Consider the following 16,652-nt stretch of genomic DNA (forward strand, 5'->3'; position numbering starts at 1 on the left):
GCTGCTGCTGTTGTAACGTCACATTTCTTCGATCGTGTTCGTTTCTGGTCGAACATGTTTCCGGTGTGATCAGGGAGTGGTCATGCACTTGCGCGCCCTATCCGGATTTTTGGCGATGAGTCCGGCGTTCTGGGTCGCGTCGGCGGCCTCCATGATCGCGGTTTACGCTAAGGCGGTGCCCGCGTGAAGTTCGCTCTGGTCCTGGCCCTGGTCGCCGGACTGTTCTCGGTGCCGTCAGCAGCCGCTGAATCCGACGTCTACCGCTATCTCGAAGACCCCGGGATGACCGGGGAGGGTCAGCAGGAACCGCACGTCGACCTCCGGCCGTACGCGGACGTGGCCACCTCGGTGAAGGACGCGACCGAGCACGCCGCCGCCTCGCCGTGGATCGCCAGCCTCAACGGCAGCTGGCGGATGAAGCTCTACGACAAGCCGGAGGACGTCCCGTCCGGCTTCTCCGCCGCCGGCTACGACTCGTCGGCGTGGCCGAGCGTGACCGTGCCGCACACGTGGCAGTCGGACTTCATCGACCACCCGATGTTCCGCAACATCCCGGAGGAGGTCTGGCCGGACGACCCGCCGAACATCCCCCGCGACGTCAACCCGACCGGCGCGTACGTGAAGACCTTCGACGTCCCGCGGAACTGGGACGGCGGACGGATCTTCCTGCGGTTCGAGGGCGTCACCAGCGGCTGGTTCCTCTGGGTCAACGGCGAATACGCCGGGTACGACCAGGGCGGCTACACCCCGGCCGAGTTCGACGTGACCGATCTGGTCAAGGCCGGCCGCAACAGCATCGCGGTCCAGGTGCACCGGTGGGGATCCGGCAGTTACCTGGAGGACGTGGACCAGTGGCGGTACAGCGGCATCTTCCGGGACGTGTGGATGTACCGGACCGAGACGGTGCGGCTGCGCGACGCGTACATCACCAGCGATCTCGACGACGATCACCGGGACGCGCGGCTCTCGGCCCGGGTCGACGTCGCCCGCGCGGCCGGCACCGCGGCGGACGGTTACACCGTGCGCGGCACCCTGCGGGACGCGGCCGGCAAGACCGTGCTCACCACCAGCCAGCCGGTCGTGTTCACCGGTGACGCCACCGGCACACGGGTGACACTGGGCGCGGACGTCAGCGATCCGGCGAAGTGGACCGCGGAGGAACCGAACCTCTACACGCTCGGGCTGGAGCTGCTCGCCCCCGGCGGACGCGCGGCGCACATCGCCGCGCAGGCGATCGGGTTCCGGGACATCGCGATCCGCGACAGACAGTTGCAGGTCAACGGGGAACGCATCTTCGTCAAGGGCACGAACCGCGCGGACACCGATCCGGACACCGGCCGGCAGTCCACCCGGGAACGGCAGCGCAGCGACGTCTTCCTGATCAAACGGCTGCACATGAACGCGGTACGGACCTCGCATTACCCGTCGGATCCGTATCTGTACGACCTGGCGAACAGGTACGGGCTGTGGATCGACGACGAGGTGGACATCGAGACGCACGCCCACGAGGACTGCCCGCAGGACTGCCTGGCGTCGCGGCCGGAATGGGCGGCCGCGTTCGCCGACCGGTTCCAGGCGATGGTGGCCCGGGACAAGAACCATCCCAGCGTGCTGATGTGGGACACCGGTAACGAGGCGGGACTCGGCACCGCGCACTACACGATGGCGGAATGGGCGAAGGTCAACGAGCCGACCCGGCCGCTCTACCACCAGTCGAACCAGCCGGACGGTGACGCGCCGTTCGCGGACGTCAACGGCCCGCGCTATCCGACGCCGACGTCGTTGCTGGCCAAGGCCCGTGCGGCCACCAAGCCGATCATCATGGGCGAGTACGCCCACGCGATGGGCAACAGCATGGGCAACTTCGACGCGTTCTGGGAGATCGCCCGGACGGAACCGTCGGTGCAGGGCGGTTTCATCTGGGACTTCGCCGAACAGAATCTGCGGCAGCCCCTGATCCACACGCCGTCCGGGAACGGGATTCAGGCATTCCTGGTCGGTAAACCGACGGTGGTCGACGGGCATCAGGGTAAAGCGCTGTCGTTGTCCAGCCTCGACGATTTCGTGGACGTGTTCCGGGACCGGCGGCTGGATCTGACGTCGTCGGTGACGCTCGATGCCTGGGTGAAGCCGGGGCAGTGGGCCGGGTCGTTCCCGATCGTCACCAAGGGCCAGGCCTATGCGCTGCAGATGGCGTCGTCGTCGCGTCTCGAGTTCCGGATCGGGGACGCTGCTGTCTCGGCTGCGGTGCCCGACGATTGGTATTCGGAGTGGCACCGGGTTTCCGGGGTGTACGACGGCTCCTTGTTGAAGCTGTATATAGACGGTTTACTCATAGCTTCGATCGACAAATCCGGAAAAATCGACCCGGGGTTGTATGAAGTCAATATCGGGCGAAATGCTGAGACGCAGCAGGACAGTCTGGAAGGCCGGACCGCCCGGGGGATCATCGACTCCGTGCGGATCTACGGGTCGGCGCTGACCGATGACCAGCTCGCGGCCGACCCGGCGTCCGGGGCGGTCCTCGCGCTCGACTTCGACCGGTTCGACCGGCGCGGCGACTTCCTCAGCCTCGGCATCAGCCTGTCCGGAACCGACGGCATGGTCGGCTCCGACCGGACCCTCCAGCCGGAGACCGCCGAGGTGGCGTGGGCGCACTCGCCGGTGCGGTTCAGCTATGCCGACAAGGTGCTGACGGTCCACAACGAGCAGGCGACCGGGACGTTGCCGCTGCGGCTGGACTGGGCGGTGAAGGAGGTCGACCGGGTTCTGAAACGGGGCGGCCGTCCGTTGACGCTCGCACCCGGCCAGACCGTCACCGTGCCGATCCCGTCCGCCGGTGCCAACGCGGGGGACCGGGAACGCTGGCTGGACGTATCGGTCACGACCGCTTCCGATCTGCCGTGGGCCAAGCGTGGCTGGACGTTCGCCCAGGATCAGTTCGCTCTCGGCGGGCAGGTCGTACCAGGGATCGTGTCGGTCAGTAGAAATGGCGCGCCGCGCCTTTCCGCCGCCGGTGACGTGATCACGGTCCAGGGCGAGGGCTGGCGCTACCGGTTCGACGACGGCTCACTCGTCTCGCTCGCCGACGACGGCCGTGAACTGCTGAGATCCGGCCCGGCGCTGGACGTGTACCGGCCGCCGACCAGCAACGAGACCTACAGCTGGGGCACCGCTGACCGGACCCTGTGGCACGCCGCGGGCCTCGACGACCTGCACTACGGGGTCTCGTCGGTCACCTCGGCGATGTCCGGGCGCGACGCGGTGATCACGGTCGAGAGCACCGCGACCGGAAACGATCTGGAGTTCCGGCAGACGCAGACCTATCGCATCGACGCGGCGGGGACGATCACCCTCACCCACCAGGTGCAGGGCTCCGGATCGAGACTGGCCGGCCTGCCCTACCTGCCCCGGGTCGGCGTCGCCATGAAGGTCCCGGCAGATCTTTCGACCTTCGCCTGGTACGGGACCGGGCCGCAGGAGACGTACAACGACCGGCAGAGCGGGGCGACCGTGGACGTCTGGAAGTCCACGGTCGACGAGCAGTACGTCCGGTACTCCCGGCCGCAGGCGTACGGCAACCACACCGGCACCCGCTGGGCCACCCTCAGCGACGGGCGGGCCGGGATCCTGGTCGGCAGCCCGGCAGGGGAGTCCCTGGACGTCAGCGTGACCCGCTACGACGACCTGGACCGTGCCGAGTACGACCACCAGCTGCCCCTGGTCCGCAACAGGGACTGGGTCACGCTGCACGCGGCCACCGGCGAGACCGGCATGGGGGAGACCCCGAACTCGGTGCAGTCGCAGTACCGGGTGTCGCCGACCGCGGCGTACCGCTACGACCTGGTGCTCCGTCCGTTGACTGCCAAGGAGGCCCGGGCCGGCGGGGTGGTCGACTCCACAGCCGACGCGCCCTGCCCGCCGGACGTGGCGCTCACCGCCCCGGAGGAGATCACCGCCGGCGTGCCGACCCGGGTCGCGGTGGCCGTCACGGAGCGGTGCTCGGACGGCCTGCGTGACGTGTCGGTGCAGCTCGCCGCTCCGGACGGCTGGACGGTCACCCCGGCCGGCGACCGGGCCTTCGACGTCACGGCGCCGGCCGGGGCGGACTGGGGCACGCACACGCTGACCGCCACGGTCACCTCGGCCACGCCCGCCGGGTTCGTCAGCACCGTCACGGCCGCCGCCGCGGTCCGCACGCCGCTGCCCGCCGGCGGCCTCTGGGTGAGCGACCTGCCGTTCGCCGCCGAGACCAACGGCTGGGGGCCGGTCGAACGCGACCGCAGCAACGCCGAGCAGACCGCCGGTGACGGCCGGCCGCTGACCATCGGCCGCACGGTGTACGCGAAGGGGCTCGGGGCGCACGCCGTCTCGGCCGTCACCGTGGACCTGGCCGGCCGCGGGTGCACGTCGTTCCGGTCCGACGTGGGCGTGGACGACGAGATGGGCTCCTCCGGTTCGGTGGTCTTCGAGGTGTGGGCCGACGGCGTCCGTAAGGTCGCGTCGTCGGTGCTGACCGGTTCGGCCGGGGCGGAGCCGCTCGCGGCGGACGTCACCGGGGCGTCCCGTCTGGAGTTGCGTATCACGGACGCCGGCAACGGCAACGGCGCCGACCACGGCGACTGGGCTGCGGCGCGTCTCCTCTGCTCCTCCTCCTGAGGGTGTGCCGGTGCCGTCACCACCGTCCGGTGGCGGCACCGGCGCATCCGCCCCTGAGCGGTGCCGATCCGGGGGAGAGGCCTCGTATCAGCACCGCCTTCAATTGACATGAATCGATTTGCAGGCGCATGGTGCCGGGATGCGAATCCTGCTCGTCGCGGCTCTCGCTCTCTTCGCCGCGCCCATCCCCAGTGCTGTTGATTCCGTCGTTCTCCACGTCGCGCCCAACGGCAGCGACAGCAACGCCGGCACCCCGGCCGCGCCGCTGGCCACCATCCAGAAGGCGATCAGCCTGGTCGCCGCCGGCGACACCATCGCCGTCCGGGGCGGTACCTACGCCCTGAGCAGCAACATCCAGATCACCAAGAGCGGAACGTCGGCCGCCCCGATCACGCTGACCAACTACGGCTCCGAGCGGGTGATCATCGACGGCGAGGCCCTCGGCTACACCCCCGGCGCCGTCGGCTCGACGATCCCAGCCGCCCAGCGCGGCGCCATCCACATGGAGGCGTCCTACTGGCGGATCACCGGACTGGAGATCGCCAACGGGCCGTACGGTGTGTACTGCGCCAACTGCAACAACAACACCTTCGACCGGCTGGTCACCCGGGACAACTACGAGACCGGCTTTCAGCTGCAGAACACGTCGGCGAACAACCGGATCCTCAACCTCGACAGCTACGGCAACCGGGACCCGCGCAAGAACGGCGAGAGCGCCGACGGCCTCGGCATCAAGGAGGGCAGCGGCACCGGGAACGTGGTCCGCGGCGCCCGGCTGTGGAACAACGTCGACGACGGCTTCGACGCCTGGAGCTTCACCTCACCCATCACGATCCAGGACACCATCGCGTACGGCAACGGCTACAACCGGTGGAGCATCCCCGACTTCTCCGGCGACGGCAACGGCCTCAAACTGGGCGGCAGCAGCGGCACCGGTCCGGCCGCCGCCCACGCGGTCAGCAACAGCATGGCCTTCTCCAACGCGGCGCACGGCTTCACCGACAACGGCAACACCGGCGCGATCACCATCACCCGCAGCACCGCCTGGCAGAACGTCAAGACCGGGTTCGACGTCGACGGCGGCTCGACGACCCGGCTGACCGCGAACCTGGCCGTCGGCAACGCGACCGCGGTCGCCCTCGGATCGTCCACCGCCTCCGGCAACTCCTGGAACATCGGCGGCACCTGGACCCTGCTCAGCACCGACCCGTCGACGATCACCGGTCCGCGGACCGCCGCAGGTGCCATCCCGTCGTCGAACTTCCTCGTACCCGCCAACGGGCAGGCTGTCGGCGCCAAGATCTAGCCGGCACCGCGTGGCGGAGGTGCCGCCGCGCATGGCCCACCTGCGCGGCATCCTCCGCAAGCTGGACATCGCCTCCCGCCGCGAGCTGCGCGACCAGCCCGGCCTCGCCGGCCGATGATCAGCGGTTGGCGCGTTCCACCGAGCGGCGGACCAGGGTGCGGATGCCGGGCAGGGTCATGGCGCGGATCGTCAGGTCGTTCATCCGGACGTGGAAGTCGCTGGGCGGGGCGTACTGGACCATGCCCCGGCGGGCCAGCGCCTGCCGTTTGAGCACTTCCGGGCGCAGCGACGCCTCCCAGGCGGCCAGCGCGGACGGCACGTCGTCGTGGGCGAGCAGGGCGGCGCCGAGCTCGTCCGCGCCGGCCATGGCCAGCGCCGCGCCGTGCCCGGCGAACAGCGTGACGCACCAGGCGGCGTCGCCGACCAGCACGGTCCGCCCGGTGCTCCAGCGCGGCATCACCACCTGGCTGACCGCGTCGAAGTAGGTGTCCGGCCCGATGTGCCGCAGCGCGTCCGGCACCCCGCCGCCCAGGTCGCCGAACGCCGCGGTGAGTGCCTCGGCGGGACCCTTGCGCAGCTCGGCGGCCGGGTCGGCGCAGCGGTAGGTGAAGAACGCCGACGACCGTCCCGGCCCCAGAGCGACCACCGCGGCGGTACGCCCGGCGCCGATGAACGTGGTGGCCGAGTCGTCCGGAACCCCGGGAACCGGGTGCGGCAGGCCGAACGCCGCGACGACGTAGGGCAGGTCGACGACATGGTCCGGGCCCCGCGTCGACGAGTGCACACCGTCCGCACCTACCAGGAGGTCGGCGCTCACACTCGTACCATCGCTGAGGTTGATGTCTGCGTCGCCGGACGACGTGACCGTGACACCGAAGCGGATGTCGGCGTGGTCGCGGGCCGCCGCGAAGAGGGCGGATTCCAGATCGCCGCGGAAGACGGTCAGGGTGCGCGGTCCGAGGGCGGCTTCGGCGAGCGCCGCCGGCACGGTGAACTTGGGGCGCCCGTCGGCGCGGGTGAGGACCGTGGTGAACAGGCCCAGGGCGCGGGGCCGGAGCGCGGGCAGCAGGCCGAGGCGTTCCGCGGCGTCGTAGCCCCGGCCGATCAGGTTGACCATGTAGCCGCTGCTGCGCCGGGCGGGGCTGCGTTCGACGACGGTGACGTCCCAGCCGTCGCGGCCGAGCCGGAGCGCGGTGGCCAGCCCGGCGATCCCGGCGCCGACGACGACGGCTTTCCTCTTCGGTTTGAACATGTGCTCATACTGACCCGGTGCCACGGTTTGAGCAAGCGTTCAAACCGGGAGTAGACTGCGGGCATGCCCCGCGGAGTCGCCATCCCCGAAATCCGGCAGCAACTCTTCGCCGCCGCCGAGCGGGTGATCGCCGCCGACGGTCCGAGCCGCCTCACCGGCCGCGCGGTCACCGCCGAGGCAGGCGTCGCCACCGGCCTGCTGCACACGCATTTCCGCAGCTTCGAGGGGTTCCTGACGGCCTACGCGGTGGACCGGTCCTTCCAGCTCGCCGGTGAACTCGCGGGCCTGCCCGGCCAGGCCGGGTCGGGAACGGTGGGCGGCAATCTGCGTGCCGCCGCGCAGGCTCTCTCCGGGGGTACGCTGCGCGCCCTCACCCGTCTGATGGTGTTCCACCCCGGGCTCACCGCCGAGGTCGAGGCGGTGCTGGGAGCGGGGTCGGCCGGGGTGTCCGCCCTGGAACGCCCGTTCGCCACCTACCTCGCCGCCGAACAGGAACGCGGCCGGATCCCGGCCGGCGCCGACACGGGGACACTCGCGCTGGCCGTGGTCGGCACCGTGCACCACCTGGCCCTCACCGAGCAGTCCCTGACCCGGATGGAACCGCTTTTCAGCGCTGTCTGACCCGGCTCGCGTGCAGGGTGGCCAGCAACTGGAGACGGTCGGCGTCCGCGGAGCCCGGCTCGGCGGTGTAGACCAGCATGACCGGTCCCGGACTGCCCGGCAACGGATAGGTGTCCCAGGCCAGCTCGACGTCGCCGACCTCGGGCACCCGGAACGTCTTGGTGCCGCTGACCGACTCCCGCACGTCGTGCCGCGCCCACAACCGGCGGAACTCCGGACTGCGGATGCTCAACTCGCCCACCAGCGCGGTCGCCCGCGGATGCGCCGGATCGTCGGCGATCGCCGCCCGCAGCATCCCGATGTAATCCAGGGCCTGCCGTTCCCAGTCCGTGCACCGCCGCTGGTCGGTCGCGTCGTCGTCGAACATCAGCAGCAGCATGTTCAACCGGTCCGGTGGAAGACCGGCCGGATCACCCAGCAGCGCCTCCGCCATGGCGTTCCAGGCCAGCACATCCAGGTGGCGGCCGAGCACCACCGCCGGGGTGTGCAACGCCCGCAGCATCCGCCGGGTGCTCTCCGGCACCCGCTCCGGCTCCCGGCGGACCGGGCCGGGCGCGGGCCGCCGTGCCGCCCGGGCCAGGGTGAACAGGTGCCGGCGCTCCTCGTCGTCCAACTCCAGCGCGCCGGCCAGCGCCTCCAGCACGTCGTCCGACGGCCGGACCTCCCGGCCCTGCTCCATCCGCTGGTAGTAGTCGGTGCTCAGCCCGGCCAGCAACGCCAGCTCCTCCCGTCGCAGACCGGCCACCTTGCGCCGGCCGCCCGGCACCAGACCGACGTCCTGCGGGCGCAGCCGGCCCCGGCGGGCGCGCAGGAAATCACCGAGCTCACGAGCGTGGGGATGCATGCCGCCAGTGTGCCCCGGCCGGCTCGCCGCAGGGTAGGTCCACGGGTCCTAGGGAGACGAGAACGACCGGCCGCCCTCCATGAGCTCCTAGATTCCCTGGTCGACAGCAGATTTTCGTGGAGGGAGCCCACCATGACCGGATGGACCGCAGACCGGATCCCCGACCAGCGCGGCCGGCTGGCCGTCGTGACCGGCGCCAACTCGGGCCTCGGCCGGACCACCGCCACCGAACTCGCCCGGCACGGCGCCCGGGTGATCCTCGCCGTCCGCAACGTCGCCGCCGGTGAACAGGTGGCCCGCGAGATCGGCGGCGACGTGACCGTCCGCGAACTGGACCTGGCCTCACTGGCCTCGGTACGCGCGTTCGCCGCCACCGTCGACGAGCCGATCGACCTGCTCGTCAACAACGCCGGCCTGGTCGTGATCGGCCCCCGGAGCACCACCGCCGACGGCTTCGAACTGCACCTGGGCACCAACATGCTGGGCCACTTCGCGCTGACCGGCCTGCTCCTGCCGCACCTGGCCGCCGGCCGGGCCCCGCGGGTGGTCAGCCTCAGCTCGATCACGCACAAGCCCGCCCACCTCAACTTCGACGACCTGATGAACGAACGGTCGTACTCCTCGTCCCGTGTCTACGGCGAGTCGAAGCTGGCCACCACGATCTTCGGCCTGGAACTGCACCGCCGCCTGACCGCGACCGGCTCCCCGGTCCTGAGCGTGCTCGCCCACCCCGGCATGTCCCGCACCAACCTGACCCCGCGCGCCTGGGAACGCTTCGGCATCGCCGGTCGCGTCTTCTCCTGGCTCGGCCTGCTGGTCACCCAGCCGGTCGCCGAGGGCGCCCTGCCCCAGTTGTACGCGGCAACCGCCCCCGACGTACGCGGCGGCGCCTTCTTCGGCCCGTCCGGCCCGTGGGAGATGCGCGGCCGCGTCGTCCCGGTCCACCCCAGCAAGGAGGCCGCCGACCCGTTGGTGGGCAAGCGCCTGTGGTCGGCCGCCGAGACCCTGACCGCCGTCCGATACCTCTCCGAAAGATCCGTTTCCGCTGGCTAGAGTGGCCGCGTGCACATCAAGGAGATTCGTCTGTCAGCGGGACGACCGAGCCGGGCCGTAAAGCGTGGAGCGACAACCCGGAGGGCTGGCTTTGTGCGGCCTACGGCCCGTTTCGGCGGCTTTCAGGTGGCACGGGCGAAGCTCAGCGCCTGATGGCCGACCGGGGGCCGGCCGGGAGGATGGCCGGCCTGTTTCACGAGGACGTCTCGCTGACCGAAGGCGTCAGCTGGCTGATCGACCAGCATCTGCGCTCTTGGGAGAACCGTCCGGGAGCCGCTCGGCTCAAGCAAGTCGCGCTGGAGGTGCTCGATGACGGCCTGCTTCCCGACGGATACCGGGTCCGTGGCGTCGACTCCGAAGGTCTCTGGGTCGAGCACGGCGACCATCGTTTCCCTCTGCGGGAGATGAGCGACGGATATCGTACGGTCGCCGCGCTGGTCGTGGACCTGCTGAAACAGGTGCACGAGGCGTTCGGGGCGCTGGACACGCACGTGGTCGGCGGGGTGACCACGGTGCACGCCCCCGGTGTCGTGATCATCGACGAGGTGGACGCGCACCTGCACGTGTCCTGGCAGAAACGCATCGGCTTCAGCGGCATCTTCTCAGCGATGGCTCCGCAGGACACCCCCTACTCGGACCGGGCCGTCGCCCTTCGCCGCGAACTGGTCGACCTGGAGACCTCCGTACTCACCGGCCGGGCCGACGAGCAGGCTGTGGACCGCTACGAACAGTTGCGGGACCTGCTCACCAGCTCCCCGGCGGCCCGCGTCGACGAACTCGCGGCCCGGCTCGCGCGGGACCCGGGGCGCCCGCGGCCGTGATCCCGATCTCGCGCGAGCCGCTGCCCGCCGAGGTCGGCAGCCGCATGGCGGCCCTGACCGGTCGCATCGAGGACATGGTTCCGGTGCGGCGGGCCGAGGCGGCCCGGAAGTTGTGGCGATCGAGCGCCGAACGGCTCGCCGTGGTCGACCCGATCCGCACGGTGCTCCAGGCGATGCTCCGGCAGGCCGGGCAGCCGGGTGCCGCGATCGTGTTCGCGGAGATGGCCGACATCGTGCCCGTGCTGTGTGACCGGCGGGTTCGTGGGGCGCTGCTGCGACCCTCGGACGGCTAGGTAGGGGTGGAGTGCTCATCCCGTACGAGAGGAAGAGCGCAAGAGGAAGTCAAAGATCTTAATAAATCGGTTGCGTGGTGGGCGGCCATGTGAAACCTGCTCTTGACATCCCAAACTTAAGCGACTTAATAATGTCCCCGTCGATGTGATCGCGCTCCCAAAAACCCGATCGCGAGGGACCACGCTGATGTCTGATCTTTTGCCCCGCCGTGGACGGCGTGCCGGGGTGGCCCTGGCGGCGGTTGCCGCGATGGCCCTCACCCTGACCGCCTGTTCCGCAGACGATGGCGGCGACAAGAAGAACGCTGCCGACAGCCAGATAACGATCTTCAACGGTTCGACCGGGACGATCGTGGAGAACTGGAATCCGTTCAGTCCCACGTTCCTGCAGCCCACGAACGGTCTGATCTACGAGCCGTTGTATTACTACAACTTCGCGGCGCCGGCTGAGCCCGCGCCGATGCTCGCCACCGCGCACTCGTGGAGCCCGGACGGCAAGCAGCTCACCATCACCACCCGCGAGGGGGTGACGTGGTCGGACGGCACGGCGTTCTCGGCGAAGGACGTGGCCTTCACGTTCGACCTGATCCGGAAGACGCCGTCGATCAACGCGTCCGGTCTGAAGATCACGTCGTCGGAGGCGACCGACGACAAGACCGCGGTGATCACGTTCCCCGAGACGTCGTATGCGAACGAGGCCGCCATCGTCGCGAACACGCCGATCATCGCCGAGCACATCTGGGGCAAGGTCGACGACCCGGCGAAGACGATCAACCAGAACCCGGTCGGGACCGGGCCCTACAAGTTGAAGACGTTCTCCGCGCAGAGCTACGTGATGGAGAAGAACGCCTCCTACTGGCAGCCGGACAAGCCGCAGATCCAAAACGTCCGCTACATCGCGCTGGCCACCGCGGACGCCGCGAGCGCCGCGCTGATCGCCGGCCAGGTCGACTGGATGAGCGCCTTCCTGCCCGGCCTGGAGCAGCTGCTCGCCGGGCAGAAGAACCTGACGTACGTGAACACGCCCGCCCTCACCACGTCGATCTTCACCTGTGCGAACAAGGATCTCGGCTGCTCCGGTCCGCAGACCGACGTCGCCGTCCGGCAGGCGATCTACCACGCGCTCAACCGGGACCAGCTGAACAAGCTGGCCGGTGGCGGGTTCGCCGGCACCGCGTCGCCGACCATGCTGCCGCCCGAGCGGGACGCCAAGTGGATCGGTGACCAGGCGAACGCCACCATTCCCGGCGCGGCCGACGTCGCCAAGGCCAACCAGCTGCTGGACACGGCCGGGTGGGCCAAGGGTGCCGACGGCATCCGGGCCAAGGGCGGCGAGCGGCTGTCGCTGACCATCCAGACGGTGACCGGCTGGAGCGACTACATCTCGCTCAACGACGCGATGACCCAGCAGCTCAAGGAGGTCGGCATCGAGCTGAAGCCGAGCCAGCTGTCCTGGAACGAGTGGAACAACAACCAGGTGCAGGGCAAGTACCAGCTGTCGCTGGACTCGATCGGCCTGGGCGCGTCGACCAACCCGTACGCGACGTACAGCCTGAAGTACGTCACCAAGGCCACCGCGAAGGTCGGCGAGGCGGCCGGCACCAGCGGCAACTACTCCCGGTACAGCAACCCGGTGGTGGACAAGGCGGTCGAGGCGGCGGCCGGGACCAACGACGAGGCCGCGCAGAAGGCCCAGTACACGATCATCCAGCAGGAGATCGTGCGTGACCTGCCGTACATCCCGATCTACGTGAACTCGATGCTCACCGAGTTCAGCACCGCCAACGCGACCGGCTGGCCGACCAACGAGAACAAGTACGCCCTGCCCGCCTCCTGGAAACAGTGGGACAACGGCGTCATCCTGTCGAATCTGACGCCGGCGAAGTAAGTCATGTTCCTGCTCCGGAAGGCCGGGTTCTACCTGGTCGCCCTCTGGGCCGCGCTGACCGTCAACTTCTTCATCCCGCGGCTCATGCCCGGCGACCCGGTCGAGATCATGATCTCGAAGCTCGGCCAGAAGGGGCCGGTCTCGCCGGAGACCCGGGCGTCCATCGAGGCGCTGCTGGGTGTCGGCACCAGCAAGTCGTGGTGGGCGCAGTACACCGAGTATCTGTCCAGTCTCGCCCACGGCGACCTGGGGATGTCGGTCACGTACTTCCCGGCCTCGGTCAGCTCGATCATCGGGCAGACACTGCCCTGGACGATCGGGCTGATCGGGCTCGCCACGATCGTCTCGTTCCTGGCCGGCGTGGGTCTGGGCACCCTCGCCGGCTGGAAACGGGGCTCCTGGCTGGACAGCCTGATCCCGGTCACCACGATGTTCCAGTCGGTGCCGTACTTCTGGCTGGCCCTGATCCTGCTCTTCCTGCTCGGCAGCGTGTGGCCGTTCTTCCCGCTCAACGGCGGGTACGACGTCTACAACGTGACGCCGGGCTGGAACGGGCCGTTCCTCGGCTCGGTGCTGTACTACGGCACCCTGCCCGCGTTGACGATCATCCTGTCGTCGGTCGGCGGCTGGATGCTCGGCATGCGCAACATGATGGTGTCCACCCTGTCCGAGGACTACATGGTCACCGCCGAGGCCAAGGGCCTGCGACCGGGCCGGATCATGCGGCGGTACGCGGCCCGCAACGCCGTCCTGCCGTCGGTGTCCGGTTTCGCGATCTCGCTCGGTTTCGTGGTGGCCGGGTCGATCGTCACCGAGGCGGTGTTCTCCTACCCCGGCATCGGGTCGGCGCTGCTGCAGGCGGTCGGCGGCGCCGACTACGCCCTCATGCAGGGCATCTTCCTGATCATCACACTGTCGGTGCTGGGCGCGAACCTGCTGGTCGACCTCCTGTACGGCTTCATCGACCCGCGCATCCGGGAGGAGAAGGCATGACCGGCAAACTGGTCGCCGGCCTCGTCGTCGGCATTCCGATCCTGCTCTTCGGGCTGCTCGGGCCGTTCGTCGTGCAGGACCCGTCGCTGGTGAGCGACATCGGGCTGGGCGGGCCCACCGGCGAGCACCTGCTCGGCACCACGCAGACCGGGCAGGACGTGCTCGCGCAACTCGCGTACGCGACCCGCGGCTCGCTGACCGTCGGTGCGATCGTCGGCGCCCTGACCCTGTTCCTGTCCGCGTTCTTCGGGGTCGTCGGCGCGTACGCCGGAGGCTGGGTCGACGAGGTGTTCTCGCTGTTCACCAACGTCATGCTGGTGCTGCCCGGCCTGCCCCTGGTCATCGTGATCTCCAGTTACGTGCCGGACAAGAGCATCCTGCTGGTCTCGGTGGTCCTGGCCATCACCAGCTGGGCCGGGTCGGCCCGGGTGCTGCGCGGATCCACGCTCAGTCTGCGGAACCGGGACTACGTGCTGGCGTGCCGGGTCGCCGGCGAGAAGAATTGGCGGATCCTGGCCGTGGAGATCCTGCCGAACCTGGTCCCGCTGCTCGCCGCGCAGGTGATCTTCGCGGTCATCTTCGCGATCCTCGGCGAGGCCGGACTGTCCTATCTCGGTCTCGGCGCCAGCGGCTCGTTCACCTGGGGCACCATGCTCTACTTCGCGCAGAACGGCCTGGCCCTGCGCCTCGGCGCGTGGTGGTGGTTCGTGCCGCCCGGCCTGATGCTCGCCGCGTTCGGCGCCGCCCTGTCCCTGATCAACTTCTCGATCGACGAGATCGTCAACCCGAAGCTGCGCGACCAGACCCGCTCCGCCCGCAAAGGCTGGCGGATGTCACGGGACCAGCTGGCCAAGGCCAAGGAGGCGACGGTATGAACGCGGTGCTGACCGTCGAGGACTTCAGCGTCGACTACCTGGTCGACCCGGTGGTCCATGCGGTGCGCAACGTGTCGTTCCAGCTGGAGCGGGGCGAGGTGCTCGGTCTGGCCGGCGAGAGCGGATGCGGGAAGACCACCCTCGCGTACGGGCTGGTGCGGCTCCTGAAACCGCCGGCGGCGATCACCTCCGGACATGCGGTGTTTCACGCCGCGGACGGGGACGTCGACTGGAACCAGCTGCACGCCGAGGAACTCCGGGCGAACCGCTGGGACCGGATCTCGATGGTGTTCCAGGGCGCGATGAACTCGCTCAACCCGGTGATCTCCATTCTCGACCAGATGGAGGACATCTTCACCACGCACCGGCCTTCCCTCTCTCGCCGGGCACGCCGGCAGAAGTGCGGGGAACTGCTGGAACGCGTCGGGGTGCCGGCGGCGCGACTGCACTCGTACCCGCATCAGCTCTCCGGCGGCATGCGGCAACGCGTCATGATCGCGATGGCGATGGCCCTGGAACCCCAGATCATGATCATGGACGAGCCGACGACCGCGCTCGACGTCGTCGTCCAGCGAGAGATCCTCCGGGAGATCAGCCGGCTGCGCGACGAACTCGGATTCGCCGTCATCTTCATCACCCACGACCTGCCGCTGTTACTGGAGATCAGTGACCGGATCGCGGTGATGCGCTCCGGCGAGATCGTCGAGCTGGACAACGCGTACACGCTGTACACCAACCCGTCGCACGACTACACCCGGCAGCTGCTCGCGTCGTTCCCCAGCCTCACCGGGGACCGCGGATCGTTCGTGCGGGGTGCCATGGACGATCGGCTTCTGGCCTTGGACGCCATCGAAGGGAGCACGGCGTGACGACTCTGGAAGTGCGAGGGTTACGCAAGGACTATCTCTTGCGCCATGGTTTCCGTACGCAGAAAGTCCGCGCCGTCGACGACGTGAACATCACCCTCGACCACGGCCGGACGGTCGCACTGGTCGGACAGTCCGGCAGTGGCAAGTCCACCATCGCCAAACTGCTCCTCCAGCTGGAACGCCCCACGGCGGGGCAGATCCTGCTCGACGGGGAACCGGTACCCCGCCGCGGGCCGGGGCTGGCCCGCTATCGGCGTACCGTGCAGATGGTCTTTCAGGACCCGTTCGCCTCGCTGAACCCCTACCACACGGTCGAACACCACCTGGCCCGGCCGATCCGGCTGCACCACCCGCAGATGTCGGACAAGGAAGTGCGCGCCCGGGTGTTGCAGCTGCTGGAGCGGGTACGCCTGACCCCGGCCGACGTGGTGGCACGGCGCCGCCCGCACGAACTCTCCGGCGGGCAACGGCAGCGGGTGGCCATCGCGCGGGCGCTCGCCCCCGAACCGGGCGTGCTGATCGCCGACGAACCGGTGTCGATGCTGGACGTGTCGATCCGCCTCGGCGTGCTCAACCTGCTCGCCACCCTGCAACGCGAGGAAGACCTCGGCGTCCTCTACATCACGCACGACCTGGCGACGGCCCGGCACTTCTCCGACGAGATCCTGGTGATGTACCAGGGTCGCATCGTCGAGCGCGGCCCGGCCGACGAGGTGATCCTGAATCCGCAGAACCCTTACACGAAGACGTTGGCGGAGGCGGCCCCCAACCCCGAGCGCCGCCTGAACGAGCTGCGCCGCTGACCCTGCGCCGCCGACGCCGCCCTGTCGGGTCGCGGTCTTGGCGTGCCTACCCGTGAAGCGTTGGCGTGCCTACCCGTGAAGCGTTGGCGTGCCTACCCGTGAAGCGTTGGCGTGCCCACCCGTGAAGCGTTGGCGTGCCCACCCGTGAAGCGTTGGCGTGCCCACCCGTGAAGCGTTGGCGCGCGCACCCGTAAGACTTGGCGCGCGCGCACCCGATCACGGTTTTGGGTGTTGTCGCCGTCTTTCCGGGGTTGGTGGCTGCACCCAACCGCATGATCGGGCGCGCCTGCCGCGTGATCGGGCGCCCCTACCGCCGGATTGGGGGCGCCTACTGCCGCAGTGGTGGGGCGCAGCAGGGCGGTAAGTGCACCCGGC

At 69.4% G+C, this 16,652-nt stretch carries 13 protein-coding genes; 11 read left to right on the top strand and 2 right to left on the bottom strand.

Translation table 11 applies throughout. The features are described from left to right. Positions 1–183: 183 nt before the first annotated feature. Together QSK32_RS35905 and QSK32_RS35910 are read left to right on the top strand one after the other, a co-directional pair. On the top strand, positions 184–4,659 hold the full coding sequence (locus tag QSK32_RS35905) for a glycoside hydrolase family 2 TIM barrel-domain containing protein (protein ID WP_285474429.1): 4,476 nt from the start codon (positions 184–186) through the stop codon (positions 4,657–4,659). 139 nt (positions 4,660–4,798) lie between these two features. Then, on the top strand, positions 4,799–5,965 hold the full coding sequence (locus QSK32_RS35910) for a right-handed parallel beta-helix repeat-containing protein (protein ID WP_285474430.1): 1,167 nt from the start codon (positions 4,799–4,801) through the stop codon (positions 5,963–5,965). A 118-nt stretch (positions 5,966–6,083) separates the two neighbouring features. Here the strand turns inward: QSK32_RS35910 and QSK32_RS35915 are convergent, their stop codons facing one another. Next, entirely contained in the window at positions 6,084–7,217 is a 1,134-nt protein-coding gene (locus QSK32_RS35915) for an FAD-dependent oxidoreductase (protein ID WP_285474431.1), read from the bottom strand. A gap of 63 nt (positions 7,218–7,280) precedes the next feature. Between QSK32_RS35915 and QSK32_RS35920 the strand changes: the two genes are divergently transcribed. Beyond that, complete coding sequence (locus QSK32_RS35920; protein ID WP_285474432.1) at positions 7,281–7,838, top strand: TetR/AcrR family transcriptional regulator; 558 nt, start codon at positions 7,281–7,283, stop codon at positions 7,836–7,838. Here QSK32_RS35920 and QSK32_RS35925 read toward each other — a convergent pair. Next, positions 7,825–8,682, bottom strand: coding sequence for a helix-turn-helix transcriptional regulator (locus QSK32_RS35925; protein WP_045746944.1), 858 nt, complete (start codon positions 8,680–8,682; stop codon positions 7,825–7,827). The genes QSK32_RS35920 and QSK32_RS35925 overlap by 14 nt on opposite strands. 132 nt (positions 8,683–8,814) lie before the next feature. Between QSK32_RS35925 and QSK32_RS35930 the strand changes: the two genes are divergently transcribed. From QSK32_RS35930 to QSK32_RS35965, 8 genes are all read left to right on the top strand, one after another. Next, complete coding sequence (locus QSK32_RS35930; protein ID WP_045746943.1) at positions 8,815–9,735, top strand: oxidoreductase; 921 nt, start codon at positions 8,815–8,817, stop codon at positions 9,733–9,735. Positions 9,736–9,914: 179 nt separating this feature from the next. Continuing rightward, positions 9,915–10,556, top strand: coding sequence for an AAA family ATPase (locus QSK32_RS35935; protein WP_285474433.1), 642 nt, complete (start codon positions 9,915–9,917; stop codon positions 10,554–10,556). Next, complete coding sequence (locus tag QSK32_RS35940; RefSeq protein WP_285474434.1) at positions 10,553–10,849, top strand: hypothetical protein; 297 nt, start codon at positions 10,553–10,555, stop codon at positions 10,847–10,849. The genes QSK32_RS35935 and QSK32_RS35940 overlap by 4 nt, the downstream gene beginning before the upstream one ends. Positions 10,850–11,036: 187 nt before the next feature. Further along, a complete protein-coding gene (locus QSK32_RS35945; protein ID WP_045746941.1) occupies positions 11,037–12,737 on the top strand; it encodes an ABC transporter substrate-binding protein in 1,701 nt (566 codons plus the stop codon). Positions 12,738–12,740: 3 nt separating this feature from the next. Next, positions 12,741–13,730 (top strand): ABC transporter permease, encoded by a 990-nt coding sequence (locus QSK32_RS35950; protein WP_045746940.1) that lies wholly within the window; start codon positions 12,741–12,743, stop codon positions 13,728–13,730. Then, a complete protein-coding gene (locus QSK32_RS35955; protein WP_045746939.1) occupies positions 13,727–14,605 on the top strand; it encodes an ABC transporter permease in 879 nt (292 codons plus the stop codon). The genes QSK32_RS35950 and QSK32_RS35955 overlap by 4 nt, the downstream gene beginning before the upstream one ends. Further along, positions 14,602–15,474 (top strand): ABC transporter ATP-binding protein, encoded by an 873-nt coding sequence (locus QSK32_RS35960; protein WP_045746938.1) that lies wholly within the window; start codon positions 14,602–14,604, stop codon positions 15,472–15,474. The genes QSK32_RS35955 and QSK32_RS35960 overlap by 4 nt, the downstream gene beginning before the upstream one ends. Then, positions 15,471–16,277, top strand: a complete 807-nt coding sequence (locus QSK32_RS35965) for an ABC transporter ATP-binding protein (RefSeq protein ID WP_285474435.1) — start codon at positions 15,471–15,473, stop codon at positions 16,275–16,277. Before QSK32_RS35960 ends, QSK32_RS35965 begins: the two co-directional genes overlap by 4 nt. Positions 16,278–16,652: the final 375 nt, after the last annotated feature.

Origin of the sequence: Actinoplanes sp. NBRC 101535 (genome assembly GCF_030269225.1) — a bacterium.
Lineage (GTDB): Bacteria > Actinomycetota > Actinomycetes > Mycobacteriales > Micromonosporaceae > Actinoplanes > Actinoplanes rectilineatus.

Bases quoted from the DNA above. Each gene is read 5' to 3' on its own strand.
- QSK32_RS35910 (WP_285474430.1), top strand. From the start codon at position 4,799: ATGCGAATCCTGCTCGTCGCGGCTCTCGCTCTCTTCGCCGCGCCCATC.
- QSK32_RS35915 (WP_285474431.1), bottom strand. From the start codon at position 7,217: ATGTTCAAACCGAAGAGGAAAGCCGTCGTCGTCGGCGCCGGGATCGCC.
- QSK32_RS35920 (WP_285474432.1), top strand. From the start codon at position 7,281: ATGCCCCGCGGAGTCGCCATCCCCGAAATCCGGCAGCAACTCTTCGCC.
- QSK32_RS35925 (WP_045746944.1), bottom strand. From the start codon at position 8,682: ATGCATCCCCACGCTCGTGAGCTCGGTGATTTCCTGCGCGCCCGCCGG.
- QSK32_RS35930 (WP_045746943.1), top strand. From the start codon at position 8,815: ATGACCGGATGGACCGCAGACCGGATCCCCGACCAGCGCGGCCGGCTG.
- QSK32_RS35935 (WP_285474433.1), top strand. From the start codon at position 9,915: ATGGCCGGCCTGTTTCACGAGGACGTCTCGCTGACCGAAGGCGTCAGC.
- QSK32_RS35945 (WP_045746941.1), top strand. From the start codon at position 11,037: ATGTCTGATCTTTTGCCCCGCCGTGGACGGCGTGCCGGGGTGGCCCTG.
- QSK32_RS35950 (WP_045746940.1), top strand. From the start codon at position 12,741: ATGTTCCTGCTCCGGAAGGCCGGGTTCTACCTGGTCGCCCTCTGGGCC.
- QSK32_RS35955 (WP_045746939.1), top strand. From the start codon at position 13,727: ATGACCGGCAAACTGGTCGCCGGCCTCGTCGTCGGCATTCCGATCCTG.
- QSK32_RS35960 (WP_045746938.1), top strand. From the start codon at position 14,602: ATGAACGCGGTGCTGACCGTCGAGGACTTCAGCGTCGACTACCTGGTC.